Source organism: Bradyrhizobium guangzhouense, assembly GCF_004114955.1.
Taxonomy (GTDB): domain Bacteria; phylum Pseudomonadota; class Alphaproteobacteria; order Rhizobiales; family Xanthobacteraceae; genus Bradyrhizobium; species Bradyrhizobium guangzhouense.
In genome coordinates this window covers 1,034,350-1,057,442 of the sequence record NZ_CP030053.1, presented here as the reverse complement: position 1 = coordinate 1,057,442, position 23,093 = coordinate 1,034,350, and the positions used below count along the sequence as shown (strand labels likewise).

At 65.1% G+C, this 23,093-nt stretch carries 22 protein-coding genes; 10 read left to right on the top strand and 12 right to left on the bottom strand.

Features of this window, described 5'->3' with window-relative positions; genetic code table 11:
- Positions 1 to 36: 36 nt before the first annotated feature.
- Positions 37 to 846 (bottom strand): phosphonate ABC transporter ATP-binding protein, encoded by an 810-nt coding sequence (gene phnC, locus XH91_RS05145; RefSeq protein ID WP_128949576.1) that lies wholly within the window; start codon positions 844 to 846, stop codon positions 37 to 39.
- A gap of 174 nt (positions 847 to 1,020) precedes the next feature.
- On the opposite strand from phnC, the gene XH91_RS05140 reads away from it, so the two are divergent.
- The 3 genes from XH91_RS05140 to XH91_RS05130 are packed head-to-tail and all read left to right on the top strand — an operon-like array spanning position 1,021 to position 3,584.
- Complete coding sequence (locus tag XH91_RS05140) at positions 1,021 to 1,677, top strand: LbetaH domain-containing protein (protein ID WP_128949575.1); 657 nt, start codon at positions 1,021 to 1,023, stop codon at positions 1,675 to 1,677.
- Positions 1,674 to 2,867 (top strand): alpha-D-ribose 1-methylphosphonate 5-triphosphate diphosphatase, encoded by a 1,194-nt coding sequence (locus XH91_RS05135; RefSeq protein WP_128949574.1) that lies wholly within the window; start codon positions 1,674 to 1,676, stop codon positions 2,865 to 2,867. Before XH91_RS05140 ends, XH91_RS05135 begins: the two co-directional genes overlap by 4 nt.
- A gap of 18 nt (positions 2,868 to 2,885) precedes the next feature.
- Positions 2,886 to 3,584 carry a DUF1045 domain-containing protein gene (locus XH91_RS05130; protein ID WP_128949573.1) on the top strand — a complete coding sequence of 233 codons (699 nt, stop codon included), beginning with the start codon at positions 2,886 to 2,888 and terminating at the stop codon, positions 3,582 to 3,584.
- A gap of 104 nt (positions 3,585 to 3,688) precedes the next feature.
- Here the strand turns inward: XH91_RS05130 and XH91_RS05125 are convergent, their stop codons facing one another.
- The 5 genes from XH91_RS05125 to XH91_RS05105 form a co-directional block, all read right to left on the bottom strand.
- Positions 3,689 to 4,627 (bottom strand): dihydrodipicolinate synthase family protein, encoded by a 939-nt coding sequence (locus XH91_RS05125; RefSeq protein WP_128949572.1) that lies wholly within the window; start codon positions 4,625 to 4,627, stop codon positions 3,689 to 3,691.
- 114 nt (positions 4,628 to 4,741) lie between these two features.
- Complete coding sequence (locus XH91_RS05120; protein ID WP_128949571.1) at positions 4,742 to 6,823, bottom strand: methyl-accepting chemotaxis protein; 2,082 nt, start codon at positions 6,821 to 6,823, stop codon at positions 4,742 to 4,744.
- A 124-nt stretch (positions 6,824 to 6,947) separates the two neighbouring features.
- Positions 6,948 to 7,718, bottom strand: a complete 771-nt coding sequence (locus XH91_RS05115) for an enoyl-CoA hydratase (protein WP_128949570.1) — start codon at positions 7,716 to 7,718, stop codon at positions 6,948 to 6,950.
- 12 nt (positions 7,719 to 7,730) lie between these two features.
- On the bottom strand, positions 7,731 to 8,192 hold the full coding sequence (locus XH91_RS05110; protein WP_128949569.1) for a MarR family winged helix-turn-helix transcriptional regulator: 462 nt from the start codon (positions 8,190 to 8,192) through the stop codon (positions 7,731 to 7,733).
- 47 nt (positions 8,193 to 8,239) lie between these two features.
- A complete protein-coding gene (locus tag XH91_RS05105) occupies positions 8,240 to 8,848 on the bottom strand; it encodes a TetR/AcrR family transcriptional regulator (protein WP_245470802.1) in 609 nt (202 codons plus the stop codon).
- Between the two features lie 141 nt (positions 8,849 to 8,989).
- Here XH91_RS05105 and XH91_RS05100 point away from each other — a divergent pair, with 141 nt between their 5' ends.
- Genes XH91_RS05100 through XH91_RS05090 form a run of 3 tightly spaced genes read left to right on the top strand, consistent with a single transcriptional unit; the run spans position 8,990 to position 12,758 of the window.
- A complete protein-coding gene (locus XH91_RS05100; protein ID WP_128949567.1) occupies positions 8,990 to 10,252 on the top strand; it encodes an HlyD family secretion protein in 1,263 nt (420 codons plus the stop codon).
- Positions 10,194 to 11,816, top strand: a complete 1,623-nt coding sequence (locus XH91_RS05095; protein WP_206736853.1) for an MDR family MFS transporter — start codon at positions 10,194 to 10,196, stop codon at positions 11,814 to 11,816. The genes XH91_RS05100 and XH91_RS05095 overlap by 59 nt, the downstream gene beginning before the upstream one ends.
- A gap of 42 nt (positions 11,817 to 11,858) precedes the next feature.
- Complete coding sequence (locus tag XH91_RS05090; protein ID WP_245477278.1) at positions 11,859 to 12,758, top strand: AAA family ATPase; 900 nt, start codon at positions 11,859 to 11,861, stop codon at positions 12,756 to 12,758.
- A 37-nt stretch (positions 12,759 to 12,795) separates the two neighbouring features.
- Here XH91_RS05090 and XH91_RS05085 read toward each other — a convergent pair whose 3' ends face one another.
- From XH91_RS05085 to XH91_RS05065, 5 genes are all read right to left on the bottom strand, one after another.
- Positions 12,796 to 14,250, bottom strand: coding sequence for a GntP family permease (locus XH91_RS05085; protein ID WP_128949566.1), 1,455 nt, complete (start codon positions 14,248 to 14,250; stop codon positions 12,796 to 12,798).
- Positions 14,251 to 14,253: 3 nt separating this feature from the next.
- A complete protein-coding gene (locus XH91_RS05080) occupies positions 14,254 to 15,273 on the bottom strand; it encodes a patatin-like phospholipase family protein (RefSeq protein WP_164938249.1) in 1,020 nt (339 codons plus the stop codon).
- A 110-nt stretch (positions 15,274 to 15,383) separates the two neighbouring features.
- On the bottom strand, positions 15,384 to 16,628 hold the full coding sequence (gene serA / locus XH91_RS05075; protein ID WP_128949564.1) for a phosphoglycerate dehydrogenase: 1,245 nt from the start codon (positions 16,626 to 16,628) through the stop codon (positions 15,384 to 15,386).
- Between the two features lie 301 nt (positions 16,629 to 16,929).
- Positions 16,930 to 18,162, bottom strand: a complete 1,233-nt coding sequence (locus XH91_RS05070) for a rhodanese-like domain-containing protein (RefSeq protein WP_164938248.1) — start codon at positions 18,160 to 18,162, stop codon at positions 16,930 to 16,932.
- A gap of 96 nt (positions 18,163 to 18,258) precedes the next feature.
- Entirely contained in the window at positions 18,259 to 19,158 is a 900-nt protein-coding gene (locus tag XH91_RS05065; protein ID WP_128949562.1) for an alpha/beta fold hydrolase, read from the bottom strand.
- A 135-nt stretch (positions 19,159 to 19,293) separates the two neighbouring features.
- On the opposite strand from XH91_RS05065, the gene XH91_RS05060 reads away from it, so the two are divergent.
- From XH91_RS05060 to XH91_RS05045, 4 genes are all read left to right on the top strand, one after another.
- A complete protein-coding gene (locus XH91_RS05060) occupies positions 19,294 to 19,536 on the top strand; it encodes a helix-turn-helix domain-containing protein (RefSeq protein ID WP_128949561.1) in 243 nt (80 codons plus the stop codon).
- The gene (locus tag XH91_RS05055; RefSeq protein ID WP_164938247.1) at positions 19,520 to 20,158 is read left to right on the top strand and encodes a LysR substrate-binding domain-containing protein; all 639 of its coding nucleotides are present in this window, start codon (positions 19,520 to 19,522) and stop codon (positions 20,156 to 20,158) included. Before XH91_RS05060 ends, XH91_RS05055 begins: the two co-directional genes overlap by 17 nt.
- Before the next feature lie 382 nt (positions 20,159 to 20,540).
- Positions 20,541 to 20,870: a hypothetical protein gene (locus XH91_RS05050; RefSeq protein ID WP_128949559.1), complete on the top strand. Its 330-nt coding sequence runs from the start codon at positions 20,541 to 20,543 to the stop codon at positions 20,868 to 20,870.
- Positions 20,871 to 20,872: 2 nt separating this feature from the next.
- Positions 20,873 to 22,108, top strand: coding sequence for an MFS transporter (locus tag XH91_RS05045; RefSeq protein ID WP_206736852.1), 1,236 nt, complete (start codon positions 20,873 to 20,875; stop codon positions 22,106 to 22,108).
- Here the strand turns inward: XH91_RS05045 and XH91_RS05040 are convergent.
- Positions 22,105 to 22,989 carry a dihydrodipicolinate synthase family protein gene (locus XH91_RS05040; RefSeq protein WP_128949557.1) on the bottom strand — a complete coding sequence of 295 codons (885 nt, stop codon included), beginning with the start codon at positions 22,987 to 22,989 and terminating at the stop codon, positions 22,105 to 22,107. The two genes, XH91_RS05045 and XH91_RS05040, sit on opposite strands and share 4 nt — an antisense overlap.
- Positions 22,990 to 23,093: the final 104 nt, after the last annotated feature.

Genomic DNA, 23,093 nt, shown 5'->3' with positions numbered 1-23,093 from the left:
AGGTCGGTTGAAGCGAAAGTGACGATGCGGAGCCGCTCAGGCCGCCGCAGCCGTTCCGAGTGCCGGAACGCCCTCGGGCGCCGGCGCAGGCATGCCACCCATGACGTCGGCGGCTTCGAGATCGTAGAGCTCACGCGCGACAAGATCGGTCAGCGCGGACGGCGCGCCGTCGAACACCACCCGTCCCTGCGCCATGCCGATCAGGCGATCGCAATAGCTGCGCGCCAGATCGAGCGAATGCAGGTTGCAGAGCACGGTGATGCCGAAATGCTTGTTGATGCGCAGCAGCGCATCCATGACGATCTTGGTGTTGCGCGGATCGAGCGAGGCGATCGGCTCGTCGGCGAGGATGATGTCGGGCTGCTGCACCAGCGCCCGCGCGATCGCGACGCGCTGCTGCTGCCCGCCGGAAAGCTGATCGGCGCGTTGGGCGGCGAGCGCCGCGATATCAAACTGTTCCAGCGCCGACATCGCCAGCGCCTTGTCCTGCTCGGGCCAGATCTGCGAGAGCGAGCGCCAGGCCGGCATGGTGGCAAGGCGCCCCATCAGCACATTGGTCAGCACGTCGAGGCGGCCGACCAGGTTGAATTGCTGGAAGATCATCGCCGATCGCGCCCGCCACTGCCGCAATTCCTTGCCGCGCAGCGCGGTGACGTCGAGGCCATCGAACAGGATGCGGCCCTGCGTCGGCGTCACCAGACGATTGATGGTCCGCAGCAGCGTCGACTTGCCGGCGCCGGAGCGCCCGATCACACCGACGAAGCCGCCGGGGGAGATTTGAAACGAAGCGTCGTCCACCGCGGCTTTTGCGCCGAAGCGGCACGTCAGACCTTCAACCACCAGCATGCAGGGCTCCAGAATAGCTCGAGCCCACCGCTATCCTCGGCGGTTGACACTTGTGTGACATGCACAACGCGGTGCGGCGATCCTACACACATCATCCCCTGTCATCGCGTCGTCATGACATCGTCATCAAGCCACCCGAAGAGATGCGCCCGCCCTCAAACGCCCGGATGCAACATGGCCAAAGTGCTATCGGTCGAGCCGACCATCGATCCTTCGGCGAAGCTGCATGAGGTCAGGCTCGGCGCCTATACCGAGGTCGGCGCCCGCACCATCCTGCATGAAGTCGCGATGGGGGATTACTCCTATGTCGTCAATGACGCGCAGATCACCTACACGACCATCGGAAAATTCTGCTCGATCGCGGCGATGACGCGCATCAATCCCGGCAATCATCCGATGCATCGCGCCACGCAGGCGCATTTCACCTACCGGTCCAGCGCTTACTTTCCTGGCGAAAGCGACGACACCGATTTCTTCGACTGGCGGCGCCAGCATCACGTCCACATCGGCCATGACGTCTGGATCGGCCATGGCGCGATCGTGCTGCCCGGCCGCAATATCGGCACCGGGGCGGTGATCGCGGCCGGCGCCATCGTCACCAGGGACGTGCCGGCCTATACCATCGTCGCCGGCAATCCGGCGCGTATCGTGCGTCGCAGGTTCTCGGAGGAGGTTGCCGGACGGCTGGCCAGGCTGGCATGGTGGGACTGGGATCACGACAAATTGCGGTGCGCGCTGCCCGATTTCCGCACGCTCGCAATTGAAGATTTCCTGTCGGCATACGAAGCAAGGGCAAGTTCCTCCTCCAGCAAACGAAGCGCGGTCGCGTGACAGACATTTTCATCGAGGGTGGCCGGACCCTGATTGGCTCCGCGCTTGCCGAAACATCGCTCGCCCTATCCGGAACCGACATTGCGCAGATCGATGCGACACGCGGCCGCGCGCGGCTTGCGATCGATGCGCGCAACCTGCTGGTGCTGCCTGGAATCGTCGACCTGCATGGCGACGCCTTCGAGCGGCAGATGATGCCGCGCGCCGGCGTCGATTTCCCGATCGACCTCGCGCTCGAGGACACCGACCGCCAGGTCATCAGCAACGGTATCACCACGGTGTTCCACGCCACGACCTGGTCGTGGGAGCCGGGCCTGCGCAGCGCCGACAACGCACGGCGCTTGCTCGAGGCGATCGAGCGGCAGCGCCCGCACTTCGCTGCCGACACCCGTTTCCATTTGCGGCACGAAACCTTCAATCTCGATGCCGAGGACGAGATCAGTCAGTGGCTGGCCGAAGGCCGCGTCGACCTGTTCGCCTTCAACGACCATATGGACGGGGTCGTTGCCGACATCTCCAATCCGCGCAAGCGCAACCGCATGGTGGAGCGCACCGGCCTGTCCAGCGAGGATTTCGACAAGCTCGTCGCGCATATCGTTTCGCGCGCGGCCGATGTTCCGGCCTCGATCACCCGGCTCGCAGCAGCGGCTCGCGCGGCTGAGGTGCGGATGCTGTCGCATGACGATGAGACGCCGGCAATGCGTCGGGATTTTCGCGGCATGGGCGTGAGGCTCGCCGAGTTTCCGGTCAACGAGGAGACGGCGCGCGAGGCAGCCGATCATGGCGATGCCATCGTCTACGGCGCTCCGAATGTCGTGCGCGGCGGCAGCCACACCGGTTGGACCAGGGCGTCGGACATGATCGCAAAGGGGCTCTGCTCGGTGCTGGCCTCGGACTATTATTATCCGGCGCCGCTGCACGCCGCATTCCGGCTTGCCGCCGATGGCGTGCTGCCGCTGACCGAGGCGTGGAAGCTGATCTCGTCGGCACCGGCACAGGCCACCGGGCTGACCGATCGCGGCACGCTCGCTCAAGGCCGTCGCGCCGACATTCTGCTCGTCGACGACAGCACGCCGCTGCGGCCGCGGCTGGTCGCTGTCATTGCGGCCGGCAAGCTCGTGCATCTTACCGATGCGACGCGGCTGGCCGGCATCGCGGCGACACCGCGCGAGACTGTCGTTGCTGCATAAATTGGCTATGCTTTGCTGATGACAGATTTTCCCCGCTACGCGATCTATTTTGCCGCCGGCGCCGACCACGCGCTCACCCGCTTCGGCGCCGAGCTGCTCGGCTATGATGCTTACACCGGTGACGAGCTGCCCTTTCACGGCGACGCCCTCCGCGTCGCCGCCGACTGGCGCGACGTCACCGCCGATCCCCGCAAATACGGCTTTCACGGCACGCTCAAGGCGCCGATGGCGCTGGTCTCAGGCAAGGCCGAGGCCGAGCTCGCAGCGGCCTGCGCGACATTTGCCGCCAAGGCGCGCCCGATCCCGCTCATCCGCCCAATCGTCGATTCCATCAGCGGTTTCATCGCCGTCGTTCCGGCCGAGCCGGTCGACACGCTTCAACAGCTCGCTGCCGATTGCGTCCGCGATTTCGATTGCTTCCGCCCCGCCCTGACGGCGGACGATCGTGCGCGACGCAAGCCCGAAAAGCTCAGTGAGCGGCAGCGCGAGTATCTCGACCGCTGGGGCTACCCTTACGTGATGGAAGAATTTCGCTTCCACATGACGCTGACGGGACGGCTGGATGCGGAGCGGCGTGGGCCAATCCTGGAGATGCTGCGGGCAAGGTTTGCGGGGCTGCGGTTGGACACGCTTGCGATCGATCGCATCGCGCTGTTCAAGCAGGATGATGCCAAGGCGCGCTTCCGCATCATCGGCGAGTGGAGGCTGGTGAGTTAGCCAACGCTCACGAAACACCCTCGGTGTCGTCCCGGATCGCCGCGCGCTTGTCCGGGACGACGGCGGAGGTTTTGGCCGACAGCGATGCTAGTAGCCGTGTGGCCCTACTTGCCCCACCGCAGCGCCAGCGCGTCGCGCTCCTTGGCGAGTTCCAGCAGCCCGGCACGCGTCGCCGGATGCAGCGGTTGCAGAGGATGGCGCACCGCGTCCGACTTGATCACGCCGCCAGCCTGCATCATCGCCTTGCAGGCGATCAGGCCGCATTGGCGGTTCTCGTAATTGATCAACGGCAGCCAGCGCTCATAGGCGGCCTTCGCCTTCTCCCGATCGCCCGCAAAATAGGGATCGATGATCTGCCTGATACCGTCGGGATAGCCGCCGCCGGTCATCGCACCGGTCGCACCCGCGTCGAGATCGGCCATCAGCGTGATCGCCTCCTCGCCATCCCAGGGGCCCTCGATGTCCTTGCCGCCGGCCTCGATCAAGCTGCGGAGTTTTGAGGCTGCGCCTGCTACCTCGATCTTGAAATAGCGGACGTTGGAAAGTTCGCGCGCCAGGCGCGCCAGCAGCTCGACCGACAGCGGCGTGCCCGCGACCGGCGCATCCTGGATCATGATCGGGATGTCGATCGCACCCGAGAGCACCTTGAAGAATTCGACGATGCCTTTTTCAGGCACGCGGAAGGTGGCGCCGTGATAGGGCGGCATCACCATCACCATGGCAGCCCCTGCGGCCTCTGCCTGCTTGCTGCGCGCTGCGCACACGGCCGAGCTGAAATGGGTGGTGGTGACGATGACGGGTACGCGGCCGGCGACATGCTCGAGCACCGCAAACATCACGGCCTCGCGCTCGGCATCGGTCAGCACGAACTGCTCGGAGAAATTGGCGAGGATGCAAATGCCGTTCGAGCCGGCATCGATCATGAAATCGATGCAGCGGCGCTGGCCCTCGAGATCGAGCTCGCCGCGTTCGTCGAAGATGGTGGGCGCGACCGGAAACACGCCGCGATAGGGGCGCTGGGCCTTGTGTGGGGTGACCGGCATCGAAGATATCTCCCTGTAGTCCCGTCATTAGAGCTTGGTACCGCTACCATTTACAGGGCGCGGGCGAGCGCGGCAATGCCGATCCGCGCGTTCCGTTAAACCGGGAATGGAGCCTTAAGCGGACTTTACGGCGCCCAGGAAGCCTTCGACCGCGACGCGGAGGCGATCAGCATCGGCCGACATCTTGGTCACGGACTGGAACAGCACCGTGCCGGCATTGCCGGTCTCCTGGTTGAGCTGGGCCACGCTGCCGATGGTGTCGGTGACCTCGCGGGTGCCCTGGGCGGCATGCTGGAAGTTGCGCGAGATCTCGGTGGTCGCCGCGCGCTGCTGTTCGACCGCGGCGGCAATGGCCGTCATCTTCTCGTCGATGCCGCTGATGGCGCCCCCGATCGCGCGGATGGCGGCGACCGCCTGGCCGGTCGCGCCCTGAATTTCCTCGACCTGGCGCGAGATTTCTTCCGTCGCGGTCGCGGTCTGCGATGCAAGGCTCTTGACCTCGCCGGCAACCACCGCAAAGCCGCGACCGGCTTCTCCGGCGCGGGCGGCCTCGATGGTGGCGTTCAAGGCGAGCAGATTGGTCTGGCCGGCAATGGCGTGGATCATCTTCACGACTTCGCCGATGCGGCCCGCGGTCTGGTCGAGGATTTCGACGGTGGCATTGGTCTGCTCGACCTGCGACACCGCTTCGCGCGCATCGCGTGCGCTGGACTGCACCTGCGCGGAGATTTCGCCGACGGAGGCCGAGAGCTCCTCGGTCGCGGCCGCGATGCTTTCGAGATTGTTGGTGGCTTGCTCGGCGGCAGACGACACCGCAGCCGTCTGGCTGCTGGATTCCGACACCAGCGTGCGGACGTCGGTCGCGGTGGCATCGAGCTCCTTGGCCGACGCCGCGACGCTCTGGATCACCGCCTGGACGGTGTCGTCGAAGCTGCGACACGCCTCGTCGACAGTACCGGAGCGGGCAAGCTGCAACGCCTGCTGGGATTCGCGTTCCTGACCGAGACGTTCCGCGGTGGCCGCGCTCTCGCGCAGGCTTTCGAGCGCGGCGGCCATGGTACCGAACTCATCGGGATAGCGGGATTGCGGAACCGGCGTCGCATAGTCGCGCGCGCTGATGCGGGCGATCGCGTCGAGAATCGCGCGCACCGGACGCATCAGGCGGTTGCGCACGACATAAACACCGGCCAGCGTCACGGCGAGCGCCAGCAAGAAGGCGAGCGACTGCACGATGAGATTGGTCAGCGCCTTGGCCTGAACGGTCTCGGCTCGCGCGATCGACTGGTCGAGCGCCTTGGTTGCGACACCGACAATGAGCGGGAACGGCGACTGGCACAGCGAATTCCAATCCGCCGCCGCCATCGCCGGCTTGCCGCTGCCGTCAAAATTCTTGGTGAGATCGCCGATTTGCTTGAGAACGCCGTCGGTCTTGGCCTGCGCATCCTTCGCTGCGCTAACCAATTCTGCCGGAACATCGGCTGCGGCCAGCAACTCGGTCATACCGGCCCAGCCGGAGGCAATGGTGCCGTCCCATTGCGCCAGCGAGCGCTTCTGGGTGTCGTCGAGCGGCTTGCTGCTGTTGACGTTCGAACGGAGCACCGAGCAATGGATGCCATAGCGGTCGCGCACCTGCCAGGCGAGGCGGCGAACCTGGATCATGCGGGCGATGAAGGGATCGTTCATCCAGGCACGGTTCGAGACCGCGGTGGAGGCGAGGTTGGCCGTGTCGATCACCTTGGTGACGGCATCGTACCAGGAATTGGTGCGATCGATCCTGCGCTCGGCACGGGGACGCTTGGCTTCATCATAGAACAGCTGGAATTGCGGCGCTGCCACGCCCCAGCCCTGCTTCAGCTTGTCCGCCAGTTCGTCGCGGCGGGCAAAGTCGATCGTGGCGAGCGCGGCGCTGATGCCATCATAGCCACCCTGCTCCGCCTTCTCGGCCTCCGCGAGCTTTGCGCGCGGATCATCGTCGCCGAGGATCGCGCTCTGAGCATCGCCTCTGTTGTTGCGCAGGGACAATACGCCGTGGAAGATCGCCTTGTCGGCGGCGGCAAGCCGCGCCGTCTCGAGACTGTCGTTGTAGCGGCCGAAGGCCCCCACCATCTGGATCGCCGTAGAGGCGAGCGCGCCGGCGGCCAGCAGGGCCATCAAGGTCAGGAGGAGCGAGCTTACCGATTTCTTAAACATTGCCATGGGTCACAAGGGGCCTACTTCCAGGAGAGGCCACCTTGCACCGCGACATGCCAATGTTCAGTTAAGGTTTTAGTCAAATGCTGACCGTTCGCGATTTGCCAAGTCCATAAGCAAGATTCGGACGTCACGAAACCTTCGCGAAGTCGGGCGGCCGGCGCTCGGCAAATGCAGTGAATGCCTCGCGCGCCTCGGCTGTGCGCAGGCGCTTGGCGAACTGCTCGCCCTCGGCCTGCATTTGCCCGACCAGTGCCTCGCCGTTGCGCATCAGCTTCTTGGTCGCGATGAGCGCGCCTGCCGGCTGCCGGGCCAGACGCTGGGCGAGCGCAAGCGCCTCGGCATCGAGCTTGTCGAGCGGCACCACACGGTTGACGAGGCCCCACTCCAGTGCCGCCTTGGCCGGCACGGTCTCGCCCAGTGCAAACATCTCATAGGCGCGGGCATAGCCGATCCGCGCCGGCATCAGGAGGCTGGAGGCGGCTTCCGGCACCAGCGCGAGGCTGACGAAGGGCGTCGACAACTGCGTATTCTCTGCAAGCACGACCAGATCGCAATGCAGGAGCATCGTGGTGCCGACGCCGACGGCACGGCCCTGCACGGCTGCGACCAGCGGCCGCGTGCAGCGCGCCAGCGACTGGATGAAGCGTCCGACATTGCGGCTTCCCTCGGACTTGCCTGACGCGACTGCGGCGAATTCGCCGACGTCATTGCCCGCTGTAAACATGTCGCCCTCGCCGCGGATCAGCAGCACACGCACGGACGGGTCGGACTCGGCGGCTTCGATGGTGTCGGCGAGCTTGCCGTACATCGCGTCCGTCAGCGCGTTCTTCTTGTCGGGACGCGCCAACGTGAGCGTGAGGATTCCATTGTTGTTTTCGACGCGCACATGCTCGGTCATCACTATCTCCTCTTATTCCTCTGGATCTCTTGTGATGTCTCTTGGAAACTTGTCCTGAATGCTGGTCAGCCAGCGCGCGACGGTATCGATCTCGGCGCTGGTAAATCCTTCCGTCAGCGCGGCATTGATCGCGGACGTATCGGCTTTCGCTTGCGCCAGCGCGGTGCGGCCCTTCGGCGTCAGCCACACCCGCCAGGCGCGGCCGTCCTCGCGATCAGCGCGCCGCTCAATCAGCTTTGCCGCGGCGCTGCGATCGACCAGGCCCGAAATACCGGCCGGACCGAGATCAAGCGCCGCGCCCGCCTCGCCCATCAGGACGCCGTCCTGCTTGCCGAGGATGAACAACAGCCCTGCCTGTGCCGGCGTCACCGCGTTTTGCGGCTGCGCCGCCATCCAGCGCTGCAATCGCCGTTGCGCGACGCTCAGGAGGTAGATCAGCCGGTGATGTTTGGCCTCGGGCAATTTACTTCGCATGCGAAACATATAGTCGGATGACGGCGAGTTGTCAAAGCCTGCCGTCGCTAGCGCGACGCCCCGCGGCAGCCGTCGAGCAGAATTGCGGCACATGCCTGCGCCCGCCGCTCGATCTCCTTGCGCGAGGGCAGCGTCACGCTGGCGTAGATCGCAGCGCGCTGCGGCGCCGACACCATCATGCCGATCATCATGCCCGCGGCCTGATCGACATCATCGAGCGCGAGGCGCTTCTTCTTGACCTGATCGCGGAGCCAGCCAGCGAGAGCTGAGGCGGTGCGGGCGATGCCATCCCGGTAAAAATTTGCGGCAAGATCGGGGAATGTCGCCGATTGCTGCAGCACCATGCGTTGCAGCGCCACGACCTCCGGATCGAGCGCGAGATCGGCACAGGCAACCAGCACGGCGGCCAGGCTGGTTTCGATGTCGGCCTGGTTGTTGGCCTGAAGATTGACGTCGGAGAGCAACCGCTCGAGCCTGTCAGCGCACATCGCTTCGAACAGTGCTGCCTTGCCCGGAAACAGCCGGTAGAGGGTCTTGGTGGAGATGCCGGCGCCGCGCGCCAACTCTTCGGTGCTGGTTGCCGCGTAGCCATCGACGGCGAAGGCGTGCCGCGCGGCCTCGATGACGATCCGTTTCGTCTCCTCGTCGCTGCGCACCGGCGGCCGCCCGCGCGGACGACACTCTGATGACGGTTTTGCCTGAGCCATGTTTTTAAATGATGTCTGTCATTCCATTGACAGTCCCAAAGCTAGTCCTATTTTGGAAATCGTCAAGTTTCCTAATTCAGGGAGGCGGCCATGACCGTCCACACCAACCCGACCAAGTCCGATGCCGCCGCGGTTCCAACGTCAGCGCCGGAAGGTGTTTTGCCTGTCACGCAGAAGGTCGCGGCTCGTCAAAAACTGAGCTTTCGCAAGCTCTTGCTCGCGGGTGTCGCTGTCGCCGCCCTCGCCGGCGCCAGCTGGTACGGCTACGATTACTGGACCGTCGGCCGCTTCTTGGTCTCCACCGACGACGCCTATGTGAAGGCCGACAACACCACCATTGCGCCGAAGGTCAGCGGTTATCTCGACCGCGTTCTGGTCGGCGATAACGAGCATGTGAAAGCCGGGCAGGTGCTCGCCCGGATCGACGACCGTGACTTCCGTGTCGCGCTCGACCAGGCCAAGGCCGATGTCGCTGCAGCCAATGCGACGATCACCAGCAAGCAGGCGCAGCTCGACGTTCAGGATGCGGTGATCGCCGCGGCCAGGGCGACCGTCGATGTCGACACCGCCGCAAAGACTTTTGCGCAGCAGGAGAACAAGCGCTACACCGATCTCGCCGCCACCGGTTACGGCAGCGTGCAGAACGCGCAGCAGGCGCAATCGCGCAACGCCGGTGCCGAGGCCGCGATCCAGCGCGACACCGCTAATCTTGCCTCCGCTCTCAAGCAAGTCGAGCTGCTCAAGGCCGAGATCGCGCAGGCCAACGCCGCGGCCGTCCGCGCCGCTGCGCTTCAGCATCAGGCCGAGCTCAATCTCGGCTACACCACGATCGTCGCGCCGATCGACGGCGTCATCGGCAACCGCACGCTCCGCGTCGGCCAGTTCGTGCAAGCCGGCACGCAGCTGATGTCGATCGTGCCCACCGCGGGCGCCTATGTCGTCGCCAATTTCAAGGAGACCCAGCTGACCCACGTTCGTGCCGGTCAGCAGGTCGAGATCGAGGTCGACACGTTCCCGGGCCACGTGGTGCACGGTCACGTCGATTCCATCGCGCCGGCCAGCGGCCAGGAGTTCGCCCTATTGCCGCCTGACAACGCCACCGGCAACTTCACCAAGATCGTGCAGCGCATCCCCGTGAAGATCGCGCTGGATGCCGAAACGCAGCCTGCGATCGAGCTGCGGCCCGGCATGTCCGTGATCCCGACGATCGCAACCCGTTCAGCGCCGACCGCGCAAGCGGCAACGACGCCCTCAACGAAGTCCAGAGCCAAGCTTGTTTCCGGAGGGTCGTGCCATGTCAAACAGCCTCGCAATCTCGACGCCAGCGCCCACAATGCCGGCCGCGACGCCTGATCGCGTCGTTGCCGATCCCAACAAGGCCAGTGCCACGATCTGGATCGCTGTCTTCGCCGCGATGATCGGCGCCTTCATGGCGATCCTGAACATCCAGATCACCAACGCCTCGCTGCTCAACATCGAGGGCGGCATCGGCACCGGCGTCGACAACGGGTCCTGGATCTCGACGTCGTACTTGATCGGCGAGATCATCGTGATTCCGCTGACCGACTATCTGTCGCGCGTGTTCTCGTTCCGCAACATCATGCTGAGCTTTGCTTCGCTGTTTGCGGCGTTCTCGGTCGCCTGTGCGTTCACGCACGACCTTCCCTCGATGATCGCGATGCGCGGCTTTCAGGGCTTCTTCGGCGGCGTGCTGATCCCGATGGCCTTCACGCTCGTGTTCACCAAGCTGCCGAAGGGCCAGCAGCCGATCGGCCTTGCCATGTTTTCGCTGGCGGTGACGTTCGCACCCGCGATCGGCCCCACCATCGGCGGCTCCCTCACCGAGAATTTCGGCTGGCAGACCATCTTCTTCGTCAACGTGCTGCCGACCGCGGTCATGGTGACGATCCTGTTCCTCACCCTGGAGCGTGCGCCCCTGAATCTCGGATTGCTGCGCGAAGGCGACTGGTTCGGCATCGCCACCATGGCGATCGGCCTCGCGTCACTGCAGGCCGTGCTGGAGGAAGGCAACAAGAACGACTGGTTCGGCTCGCCCTTCATCGTGCGCCTCGCGGTCATCGCCGCGATCAGCCTATCGCTGTTCATCACGATCGAGCTGGTGGTCGCGAAGCCGCTGCTCCGCCTGCGCCTGCTGACGCAGTGGAATTTCGGCGTCGGCACGATTGCCGCGGTGTTCCTCGGCTTCGCGCTGTTCGGCTCAGTCTATCTGCTGCCGGCCTATCTCGGCCAGGTGCAGGGCTACAATGCCGAGCAGATCGGCAATGTGCTGGCCTGGACTGGCCTGCCGCAGCTCCTGCTGATTCCCCTGGTGCCGAAACTGATGCAGCGTTTCGACACCCGCTACATCGCGGCCGTCGGCCTGCTGCTGTTCGCCGCCAGCTCGTTCATGAACATAATGATGTCGATCGACTATTCCGGCGATCAGTTCTTCATCCCCAACGTCGTGCGCGCCGTGGGCCAGGCCCTGACGCTGGCGCCGTTGTCGGCGCTCAGCCTCGGCAGCGTCGCGCCGCAGGATGCGCCCGCCGCCTCCGGCATCTCCAACATGATGCGCAACCTCGGCGGCGCCATCGGCACCGCGGTGCTGGCGACCATCGTCACCAAGCGCGAGCAGTTCCACTCCAACATCATCGGCCACTCCGTGACGCTTGGCCGCGAGGAAGTCCGCACCCGCATCGCGCAGATGACGGATTACTTCATCGCCCACGGCGTGCCCGACCTCAACGCCGCCCGCGAGCAGGCCATCATCGCGCTCGGCAAGACGGTCAAGCGCCAGGCGCTGGTGATGGGTTTCTCCGACACCTTTGCCGTAATCGGCGTGGTGCTGGTGCTGGCCGCGATCGCGGTGCTGCTGACGCGCCGGGTGAAGGCAGCCGGCGGAGGTGGGGCGCACTAAGAGCTCGCACATCATCGATTGCAATTTGAGCGGCCGTCAGGCTTGACGGTCGCTTCCTTTTATGTAGATGCCGTGCAGGCCGCACGCACCTATCGCGGCAAAATCCTCTCTCTCGATGCCGATTCCGACTATCGCGGACGCTCCCGCGGGATCACGGTGCACCGTCTTCCTTCCGTCAGTCGCGATGAAGTGATCCTGCCCGAACAGACGCTACGGCTACTTGATCGCAACGTTCTGAACTTCGTGGGTACGCGAGACCTTCTACGCCGCCTTGGCCAATCGACCCGAAAGGGTATCTTGCTCTACGGTCCACCCGGCACAGGCAAGACTCACACCATCCGCTATCTTGCGACCGACCTGCCCGGGCATACGACGCTGATCATCACGGCTGAGCAGATCGGCCTGCTCGGCGCCTATATGAATCTCGCTCGCCTGCTGCAACCGGCCATGGTTGTCATCGAAGACGTCGACCTCATCGCGCGCCAGCGCGAGAACATGAACGGCTGCGAAGAACCGCTGCTCAACCGGCTCCTCAACGAGATGGACGGTTTGAAACAGGACGCTGACATCCTGTTCGTGCTGACGACCAATCGGCCTCAGCAACTCGAAGGCGCCCTCGCTGGCCGACCGGGCCGGATCGATCAGGCCATCGAAGTGCCGCTCCCCGACGAAGCCGGCCGCGGCAAGCTGGTCCGGCTCTACGGCAAGGGATTGCCGCTGAGCGATGCAGTCGTCACCGAGGCCGCCCACCGCAGCGAAGGCACGAGCTGCGCGTTCATCAAGGAACTGATGCGGCGGCTTGCCCAGGCCAGCCTGGCGCGCGATGGCGGCAACTCGGTGAACTCAGCCGATATCGACGAGGCGCTCGACGACATGCTCTTCTCCGGCGGCCGGCTCAACGCGCGATTGCTTGGCGGCGCACAGGCGATGGCGGCGGGGTAGGCTGGCGGTGTCAACCTTCGCGGCTGCGTCAATCGCCTCAGAACGATCCAACTGCGCTGCCGAGGGCGATCACGGCCACCAGCGCCAGCAGCGACGTTACGATGCCGACCATCACGATGTCGAAATAGCTGTCGCGGTGCGTCAGCCCGCAGATCGCGAGCAAGCTCACCACCGCGCCATTGTGCGGCAGAATGTCGAGCGTTCCCGAGCCGATCACCGCGACGCGATGCATCAGGGCAAGGTCGATGCCGGTTCGTGCCGCGAGATCGACATAAGTGTCCCCGAGCGCATCGAGAGCAATGGTCAGCCCGCCTGACGCAGAGCCGGTCAGCGCGGCCAGGATGTTGGTCGCGACCGCCAGCGAGACCAGCGGGCCACCTTCGATCGCAAGCACCCAGTCGCGCACCGTCGTGAACGCCGGCAGTGCGGCAACGACCGCGCCGAACCCGACCAGGCTCGCGACGCTGAAAGCGGGTAGCACCGAGGCGTTGGCTCCAGCGTCCATGGTCAGCCTCAAAGCCGGCAGGCGGGACCAGTTCAGCACGATGGTCGCGACAATGGCGGCGGTCAGCGCCACGGCGACCGACCATACGCCCGCAACGGCGGCGAGCGACGTCCCGCCAAAGCGCTGCTCGGCAAGGTAGCTGACATCGAGCCGAGGCAGTATCACAAGCGACATCAGGAGATTGACTGCGACGACCACGATCAACGGCAGGATGGCGTTCAGCACCGGCGAAGGCTGATCGCTGCGATGACCATGTTGCAGCTCCGCTGGATCGAACTCCCGCGCCGTGGTCGCGCGTTCGCGCACGAACTCGTCGAACGCGGCTCGCTCGGCCGCATCCTCGACCTCGTCACCATAGCCTTCCCCGGCGCCCCTCGCCTTGGCTTCCGCGCGATGCAGCCACCACAATCCTGTGCCGAGCATGACGAGGGAAGCGACGATGCCGAGGCCCGGCGCGGCAAAGGGCGTTGTGCCGAAGAACGGCATCGGGATCGCATTCTGGATCGACGGCGTTCCGGGCAAGGCCGACATGGTGAAGGTCGACGTCCCCAGCACGATCGCGGCCGGAATCAGACGGCGCGGAATTTCAGCCGCGCGAAACAGCGAGCGGGCCATCGGCACGATGACGAAGAACGCGACGAAGAGACTGACACCACCATAAGTCACCGCGGCGCCGGCCAGCACCACGGCCAGGATCACGCGGCGCTCGCCGAGACGCTTTGCCATGAAGGCCGCCACAGACGTCACCGCGTCGCTGTCGTCCATCAGCTTGCCGAACACGGCGCCGAGCAGGAAGATCGGAAAGAACTGCGCCAAGAATGCCGCTGCATTGGTCATGAAGACCTGGGTGAGATTCGCCAGCAGCGGCTCGCCGCCGAACAACGCGGCCACGAGCGCCGCGACGGGCGCGAGCAGAAGCACGCTCCAGCCGCGAAACGCGAACAGCACCAGCAGTCCGAGCCCGACGAGCAGGCCGAGAAGACCCATGCCTCAGCACTCCGCCAGGAGAACATCGAGATCGGCGGTCGATTGCCGGCCGACATCGGCGCCGTGCTCGCGGAGAAATACATCCGCGGCCAGCCGCCCCTCGGCGCGCAGCATCGAAACGAACTCCCATTCCGCATTGAGCTTCGACGACGCCCCGAACTTCGCCAGCATGTCGCTCTTGACCCGGTGCGTGCGCATTTTCGCCCAGCGCGCACCCTCGCCGCTGCCGGGATCGGCCGCCTGCCGGAGCAGCGCGATCATGCGCAGCTCCTTCATCAGCGGCGAGTTGAAGGAGATTTCGTTGACGCGGTTGAGAATCTCGGCGGCTGTGCGTGGCTCCTCCGGCCGCTCGGTCGGATTGATCTGGATGAGGATCGTGTCGTGCGCATCGCTCTCGCGAACCAGCGGCGTGATGGTCGGATTGCCGGCGAAGCCGCCGTCCCAGTAGGGCTCACCGTCGATCTCGATGGCGCGAAACATGGTCGGCAGGCAGGCCGAGGCGAGCAGCACGTCGGCCGTGATCTCGGCGTTGCGGAAGATTCGTCCACGCCCGGTGCGCACGCGCGTCGCGGTGATGAAGAGCTGGATCGGCGAGCGCGCGAGGCGTTCGAAATCGACGCTCTCCGCCAGCACCGCGCGCAGCGGATTGTAGCCGGTCGGATTGAGATCGTAGGGCGACAGCACCCGCGACATCAAATCGGTGAAGATGTAGAAGGGCGAGGTATCGAGCGTCCACCGCCCCATCAGCCGGTCGAGCGGCGAGCGCTGCAGCGGGCTGAAGGCGGCAGCCTTCGAGACACGGCGCCAATATCGTTCCAGCGCCTCGCGCGCGCCCTCGGCGCCGCCGGCGGTCCAGCCATCGGCCAGCACCGCCGCATTCATCGCGCCGGCCGACGTGCCGGAAATCGCGGCGATGGTGAGCCACTTTTCCTCCAGCAGGCGGTCGAGCACGCCCCAGGAGAAAGCGCCGTGCGAACCGCCGCCTTGAAGTGCGAGATCAATCAGTACGGCGTCGCGTTCCATGGCGGACACTCACGCAACTGAAGCTCAAATTCGACGTGATTGGAACTCGCCGAAGATGGTACAGTTTAGAGAGCTTAGGCCTGACAATGCAACCGGAACGTGACGGCGAGCTAGTGCTCAAACACCAGCCGCGCGCCGATTGTGCCTTCGAGTGCGCGAATCTGCGCCAGCAGCTCGCCGGAATCCCGGCCGCCGAGATCGGCATCGAGCACGACATAGCCGAGGTCGCCGGCGGTCTCCAGATATTGCGCGGCGATGTTGATGTCGCGCTGGAGGAAGACCTCGTTGAGCCGGCGCAGCATGCCCGGCACGTTGCGATGGACATGGCTGAAGCGCGCACCGGAGGGGCGCAGATGCAACTGCACTTCCGGGAAATTCACCGCGCCCATGGTCGATCCGGTGATGAAATAGTCGACCAGCTTGCGCGCGACCTCACCGCCGATGCGCTCCTGCGCCTCCTCGGTCGAGCCGCCGATATGCGGCGTGAGGATCACGTTGTTGAGGCCTTGCACCGGGCTCTTGAAGCGCTCCGAATTCGAGGACGGCTCGACCGGAAACACGTCGATGGCGGCACCCGCAATGCGGCCATCGCGCAACGCGTCCGCGAGCGCATCGAGATCGACCACCGTACCGCGGCTGTTGTTGATCAGGAACGATCCCGGCTTCATCGCCCGCAGCTCCTTCTCGCCGATCATGCCCGCGGTCTCCGGCGTCTCCGGCACGTGCAGGCTGACCACGTCGCTCTGCGCCAGCAGCTCTTCCAGCTTCTCCACCGGCTCGGTGTTGCCGTGGCGGAGCTTGTCGGTGCGATCGTAATAGATCACCCGCATGCCCATGGCTTCGGCGAGGGTCGAGAGCTGCGAGCCGATATTGCCATAGCCGATGATGCCGAGCGTGCGACCTCGCACTTCGCGGCTGCCGGCCGCGGATTTGTCCCAACCGCCGCCATGGGCCGAGACGGAGCGCGGAAAAATCTGCCGCAGCAGCATCACGATCTCGCCGATCACGAGCTCGGCAACGCTGCGGGTGTTGGAGAACGGCGCATTGAACACCGGAATGCCACGCTTGCGCGCCGCAAGCAGATCGACCTGATTGGTGCCGACGCTGAAGCAGCCGACCGCAAGCAGCCCGTCGGCGGCTTCCAGCACTTCATCGGTGATCTGGGTGCGGGAGCGGATGCCGAGCAGCGACACGCCCTTGAGCGCCTGGCGCAGCGCCTCGCCGTCCAGCGCCTTGGTCAGACGCTCGACATTGGTGAAGCCCGCGCCCTTGAACAGATCCACGGCGCTGTCGTTGACACCTTCAAGCAGCAGCGCCTTCGCGCTCCGCTCAGGGCTTTGGCCTGGGGCTGGCATGGAATCTCCTGAAATGACGGCTTTGCCGCAGCTCTTAGACCGCAGACGAGGCCGAGCACAATAGGGTTTGGTTACGGGGAGAAGGTGGCGCGGGCGGGAGAGCGACCTGACCGCACGCTTCGACGTCGTCCTGGCGAAAGCCAGGACCCATTACCCCAGGGAACAGTTGTGGCCCGAGCTCGTAACCGCCAGCCTTCGCCAAAGCGGAGCCTGTGGTAATCGGTCCTGGATCAGCGCTCGCTTGTCCAGGACGACGGAGAAAATTTGCCGAAAGCCGCAGAGGCAATCCACTGTGGCTGCCTCAGATCACGTAGAACCCGTGCGTGCCGTCACGGCGGAGCTGCTCGACGAGGCCATATTCCCAGTCGAGATAGGCCTGCATGGCCTTCTCCGCAACCTCAGTGCCCTCATAGGGCCGGCGGTAGCGATGCGCCGGATCGGGCTTCGGCAGCACCAGCGGCGGGCTGGCCTCCAGCGTGCCGTCATAGCCGCCTTCGAGCACATAGACTTCCCAGCCCATCTGCGCGAGCCAGGATGCCGTCATATCGGCGCGTACGCCTTTGTCGTCGGTCAGCACGATGCGCGCGCCGCGCACGGGTGCTGCCATGTCGGTCTCCTGCACGAGCTGGCCGCCGGGATAGTGGCGAAAGCCCGGGAGATGACCGGCGGCATAATCCTCGGCGTCGCGCACGTCGAAGCGATAGAGCGTCCGATCGGCCGTTGCGACCAGTGCCGCCATCTCGTTCGCACTGACGTGGCGGACACCGGCGCGGTAGGCGACGTCGCGGGCATTGGCTGCGCCGCCTTCGAACGAGCCGATCGCGCCGCGCCTGTCGGCGCCGTGATTGAGCGTGTGCCGCGCCAGCGTCCAGCCGATCGTGCCGTTGCGCAGCGCCCGCACCTTGTTGGGCACGCCGGCATTGATCAGCGATTGGGTGCCGATGATCGAGCGGGTGCGGCCGGCGCAATTGACGATGATGGTGGTCTCGGGATCGGGCGCGGCCTGGCCGGCGCGCAGCACCAGCTCCGCGCCGGGCACGCTGACCGAGCCCGGAATGTTCATGGTCGCATATTCGTCGAAGCGACGAACGTCGAGGATGGCGATATTGGCCTTGTCTGCGATCAGTTTTGCCACCTCGTCGGCGCTGAACGAGGGCGTATGACGGCGCGCCTCGACCAGCTCGCCAAACGCCTTTGAATAGGAATTGACGTCCTCGAACAGTTCATAGCCCGCCGCACGCCAGGCTTTCAGGCCACCATCGAGCGCGCGAACATTGCTGTAGCCGAGCGCGGCAAATCGTTCCGCGCCTGAAGCGACCAGCCCCTCGCCATCGTCATAGATCACGATTGGCACGTCCTTGCGCGGCAGCCGCACCGCGGCCTCGATTGCGATCCGATCCACGGCCATGTTGGCGGCAAACAGCGGATGGCCAGTGGCGAAGGCCGCCTCGAACCTGAGATCGAGCAACGCAATCTCCTCGCGCAGCAGCAGCGCGCGGCGGATATCGGCGGGTGTGACGGTCGAAAGCTTCATGGCATGGACCCTGAGAGGACAGGCCATGGGCTTTTGAACGATTGCGGCGGGCTTGGCTAGTCCTCCTTAGCCAGCCGCTCCTTCAGATGGCGGCTGCTAGCCCGCGAGCTGCTTCTCGATGATGCTGGCGACCCGCACCGGGGTTTCCAGCATGGAATAATGGCCGGCGTCGTCGATGGTCTCGAAGGTCACGCGGGGATAGGCCAGCGCGAAGGCATTCCGCAGCGGCTCGCCACGATAGAACGGAATATCCAGTGCGCCCGTCACGACATGCATCGGCGCAGACAGTCCATGCGTTTCGCCTGATATGGTGGAGGAGGTGAACATGATGAGATAGCCGCGCTTGGCCTCGATCGTCGAGGCCAAGCGCGCGATGGTGAGCTTGCGGCGCAGCCAGCCGGCGCCGTAGCGGCTGGATGTGCGGGCGGTGATCGCGCGCCCGGCCGCTTCGTCCTCGTCAATGACGGCATTGAGCGCCTTCATCGCCGCCTCGTCGGCGCGGAAGCCGGTCGGTGGCACCGGCGAGAACAGCGTCACGCTCTGGGGCCTGCCCCCCGCCTGAAGCGCAATTTTCTGCGCCACCAGGCCAGACATCGAGTGACCGACAAGATGGAAACGGGTGATGGCGAGTTCATCGGCGGTGCGCAGCACGTCGGCAGCGGCCTCATCCAGCGTGTAGCTGCCGCTCATGCCGCGCGACCAGCCGTAACCCCTGAGATCCATGAACACGATGGTGTAGCGCGCCGGATCGAGATAAGGCAGCACCGGCTCCCAATTGACGTGATCGCCAAGCCATTCGTGTAGCACCACGCACACCGTGGGACCGTTACCGACACGGCAATAGCCGAGCCGGTTGCCGGTCGCCAATTGCGGTGAAGGCCAGGGCGATGGCGCCGCGCTCGCAGCACTTCCCGCGCCTTGCGCAAATGCCGGCGTGTTCGCGATGGCGGCGGTAGCGGTCAGACCCAGACCCTTCAGGACAGTGCGGCGTTGCATATGTTTCTCCCGCGCGTTCGGTTACGACCGGTGCGCATGCCTGATAGCGCGAGCGGGCCTCACGGGAGAAATTGATTTCCGCAATGGCTTGATTGATAAATCTCATTCCGATTGTCCGCAGCGCGGGAGCCTTCCATGCCGACGACCCTCGATCTCGATACGCTGCGCGCGCTGCTCGCCATCGTCGAGCTCAAAAGTTTTTCGCGCGCGGCGGAGCGGCTGGGACGATCGCAATCCGCGATCAGCCTGCAGATCGCCCGGCTCGAAGCCGTGGTCGGCCACCCCCCTGCTGGAGCGGGCCCGCGGCCGGATGCTCGGACCGACCGTGAAGGGTGCAGAACTTATCGCGCATGCGCGGGAGATGATCGCGCTCAATGAGCGCGCGGTCACCGCCATGCGCCGGCCGGCATTGGACTCGCCGATCAGGCTCGGCATGCCCGCCGATTTTCTCGAACGCGATTTCGCGTCGGCTTTCGGCGAGATCCGTTCGCGCTTCCCCAAGGCGCAGCTATCGGTGCGCACCGATGTGTCGGCCCGGCTCGCAGAGGACGTCGATCATGGGCGGCTCGATCTCGCGTTCTACAAGCGCGCGCCGTCGAACGCAGCGGACGCCGCGGTCGCGTTCGAACCGATGGCATGGTTTGGAAAGGGACTGGCGTCAAACCGGTCCAGCGATACCGTTCCACTGGTGGCTTTCGCGGACGGCTGCGCCTATCGCGGCGAAGCGCTGCGCAGCCTGCGCCTGGCCGGGCGGGAATGGAGCATCGCCTGCGAGGCGCGCAGCCTTTCCGCGCTGGTCGGCGCCGTCAAAGCCGGCCTCGGCTATGCGGCCCTTCCGATCAAGCTCGGGATGCGCAAATCGCTGCGGCACGCGAGCGATCTGGTGGACCTGCCGCAGCTTAACGCCGTCGAGCTAGCCCTTGGTGTTGCCGAGGGTTGCAACCTGCCGTTTGCCCGCGCGATTGGCGGCATCATCGCCGAGCGCTGCTCGCTGGCGTGACGGCCGCAGCCTGCGGTCGATGCGGAATTCGTCGCGCTCGCTTTCGAGCATGGAGCCCTTTGGCCACGACCGGATCCGCATCACCGTGCCAGGACCCGTTGGGAGTGTGAGTTGAGCCCTGGCAAAGCCCTCACTCTCTCCACGTAGGAAGATCGACCATGCGCGGTCGAACCCAACAGGTTGGTCCGACCCAGAATGACCGGATGGACGTGATTCACTTCCAAGTCATGGCATTGACGCTGGCGCATCTAGCAGCGACTGCGGATGAAGAGAACATCGCCGCGACTTGAATAGCTCTGGTGTTGAATCGTTCTAACAGCAGGCACGATCACATGATAATGCAGGCAATCATCGCCTCATTGGCCGTACGGAGCGCGCAGAAATGAACTGGCTTCATCTCGTTTCCTATTTTTGGGGCGGTGCATTTCTGGCGAACGCCATTCCGCATCTCGTCAGCGGCCTGCGCGGCGAACCGTTCCAGACCCCGTTCGCGACGCCGAGGGGCGAAGGTCTGTCTTCGTCGACGGTGAACGTACTTTGGGGCTTCTTCAATATGATCGTCGGATACCTCCTCGTCTGCCGCGTCGGAGAGTTCGCCCTGCTTGATACGGCCGATGTCGTCGCGCTCGGGCTCGGCATATTGTTCCTGAGCCTTTTCCTCGCGCGGCGGTTTGGCCAATTCCACGGCGGCAATACGCCCACGGGTGCGTAAGCGTGCCGGGCGCGGGGACATTTCGCTCACTGCGGAACTACAATTACCGCGTTTGGGCTGCGGGAGCACTGGTGTCCAACACCGGGACCTGGATGCAGCGCGCCGCGCAGGACTGGCTCGTTCTCACCGAGCTGACACGACACAATGCGCAGGCCGTCGGCATCGTAATGGCGCTCCAGTTCGGGCCCCAGCTCCTGCTGATGCCGTGGACGGGATTTGCCGCCGACCATTTCAACCAGCGGCGACTTCTGGTCGCGACCCAGGCGACGATGGGACTGCTGGCGCTGGTGCTCGGCGTTCTCACGGTCACCGGCCTCGTGCAGCTCTGGCACGTCTATGTGTTCGCCTTCCTGTTCGGCTGCGCCGCGGCCTTCGATGCTCCGGTGCGCCAGACCTTCGTGGCCGAGCTCGTCGGCGACGGCGAGCTCTCCAACGCCATCGCGCTGAACTCGACCTCCTTCAATGCCGCGCGGATGGTCGGGCCCGCGATCGCGGGCATCGTCATCGCCTCGATCGGCACCGGCTGGGCCTTCCTGCTCAACGCTGCATCCTTCATGGCAGTGCTCTGCTCGCTCACACTGCTGCGCACCTCGGAGCTTCGTCCGAATGCACGGGCGCACCGGGCGCCGGGCGGCATGACGGAAGGGTTTCGCTATGTGTGGTCACGCAGCGATCTCAGGGCGATCATGGTCATGCTGTTCCTGATCGGCACGTTCGGGCTGAACTTCCCGATATTCATCTCGACCATGGCGGTCAGCGTCTTCCACACCGATGCGCGCGGATTTGGGCTGTTGTCGTCGACGATGGCTATCGGCACGATCTCGGGCGCGTTATTGGCCGCAGGGCGCGCCCGGCCGCGGTTCATCTCGTTGCTGATGGGGGCCGCAACTTTTGGCGCCGGATGTACGCTGGCAGCGCTAGCGCCGAACTACTGGCTGTTCGCCGGCACGCTGGTCCTGATCGGCGTCGCGGCGCTGACGGTCACCAATACCTCGAACGCCATGATGCAGCTGTCCACCGAACCGCGGATGAGGGGGCGGGTGATGGCGCTGCGCCTCGGCGTCGCGCTTGGCGGCACGCCGATCGGCGCACCTGTCGTCGGATGGGTGGCGGATCATTTCGGCCCGCGCTGGGCACTCGGCGTGGGGGCAGCGGCCGGCTTTGCGGCGGCGCTGGTCGCGGCCCGCGCCATGTCGGCGCGCGCCGTGGATGACCACAGCGATGAAGCGCGCGCTTAGGCGATCGCAGGGCTGGTCAGCTCGTCGAGCTTCGCCTTGAGCGCGGCGCCATCGGACAATGCGCGAAGCGGCGGACGCACGCGGAGCCAGCCGGAATCGCCGGTCTGCGCGGCAAGGATGGCCTTCAGCGTCGTCAGGAAAGACGGCGACTTCACCACGATATCGACCGCGGCCTGCATGCGCGCCTCGACGTCCTTGCCGTCGATCATCGCCTTGACCAGCTCCGGCGCGATATTGGCCATGCCGCAAATGGTGCCGGCGCCGCCGCCGGCGATCGCGCGTGCGATGTCGGTTTCGTTGCCGACGGTGATGGCAAGCTCGGGTGCCGCCGCACGGAATGCCTGGAATTGCTTGAAGTCGCCGCTGGAGTCCTTCAGGCCCGCAACCATTTTGTCGTAGCGCTTGCGCAAGCTCGCGGCGACGCTCGTCGGGATCGCCACGCCCGAGATCTGCGGGATGTGATAGAGATAGGCGCGCAGGCGATCGTCGGCGACACGGTCGATGATCGCCGCGAACGCATCCTCGATGCCGGCGGCCGTGACGCTGCGATCGAAGTAGGGCGGCAGGATCAGAACGTGGCGCAGGCCAAGGCCGAGCGCGGCGCGCGTCAGCGCGATGCTGTCGCTGATGGCGGGGAAGCCGCCGCCGATGCCGATGCGCTCCGCCGGCACGCCCGCCTTGAGCACGGCCTCGAGGGTCGCGATGCGTTCGGTGACATTGAAGGAGGTGCCTTCGCCGGTGGTGCCGAACAGCACGACGCCGTCCACGTCCTTGCCGAACAGCTGCTTGGCATGAGCGGCGAGCTTGACGGAATCCACACTGCCGTCCGTCGCCAGCGGCGTCGCCGACGCCACCCAGAACCCACGAATTGCCTCCGTCATAGCACCACCCGATGTTGCGGCTTCCAGATAAGCTCCTGATCGCTAACGATCTTCGGAGGCCATCGGCACCTTTTTTGCTTTACTTTCCATCTTGTACCTTACAT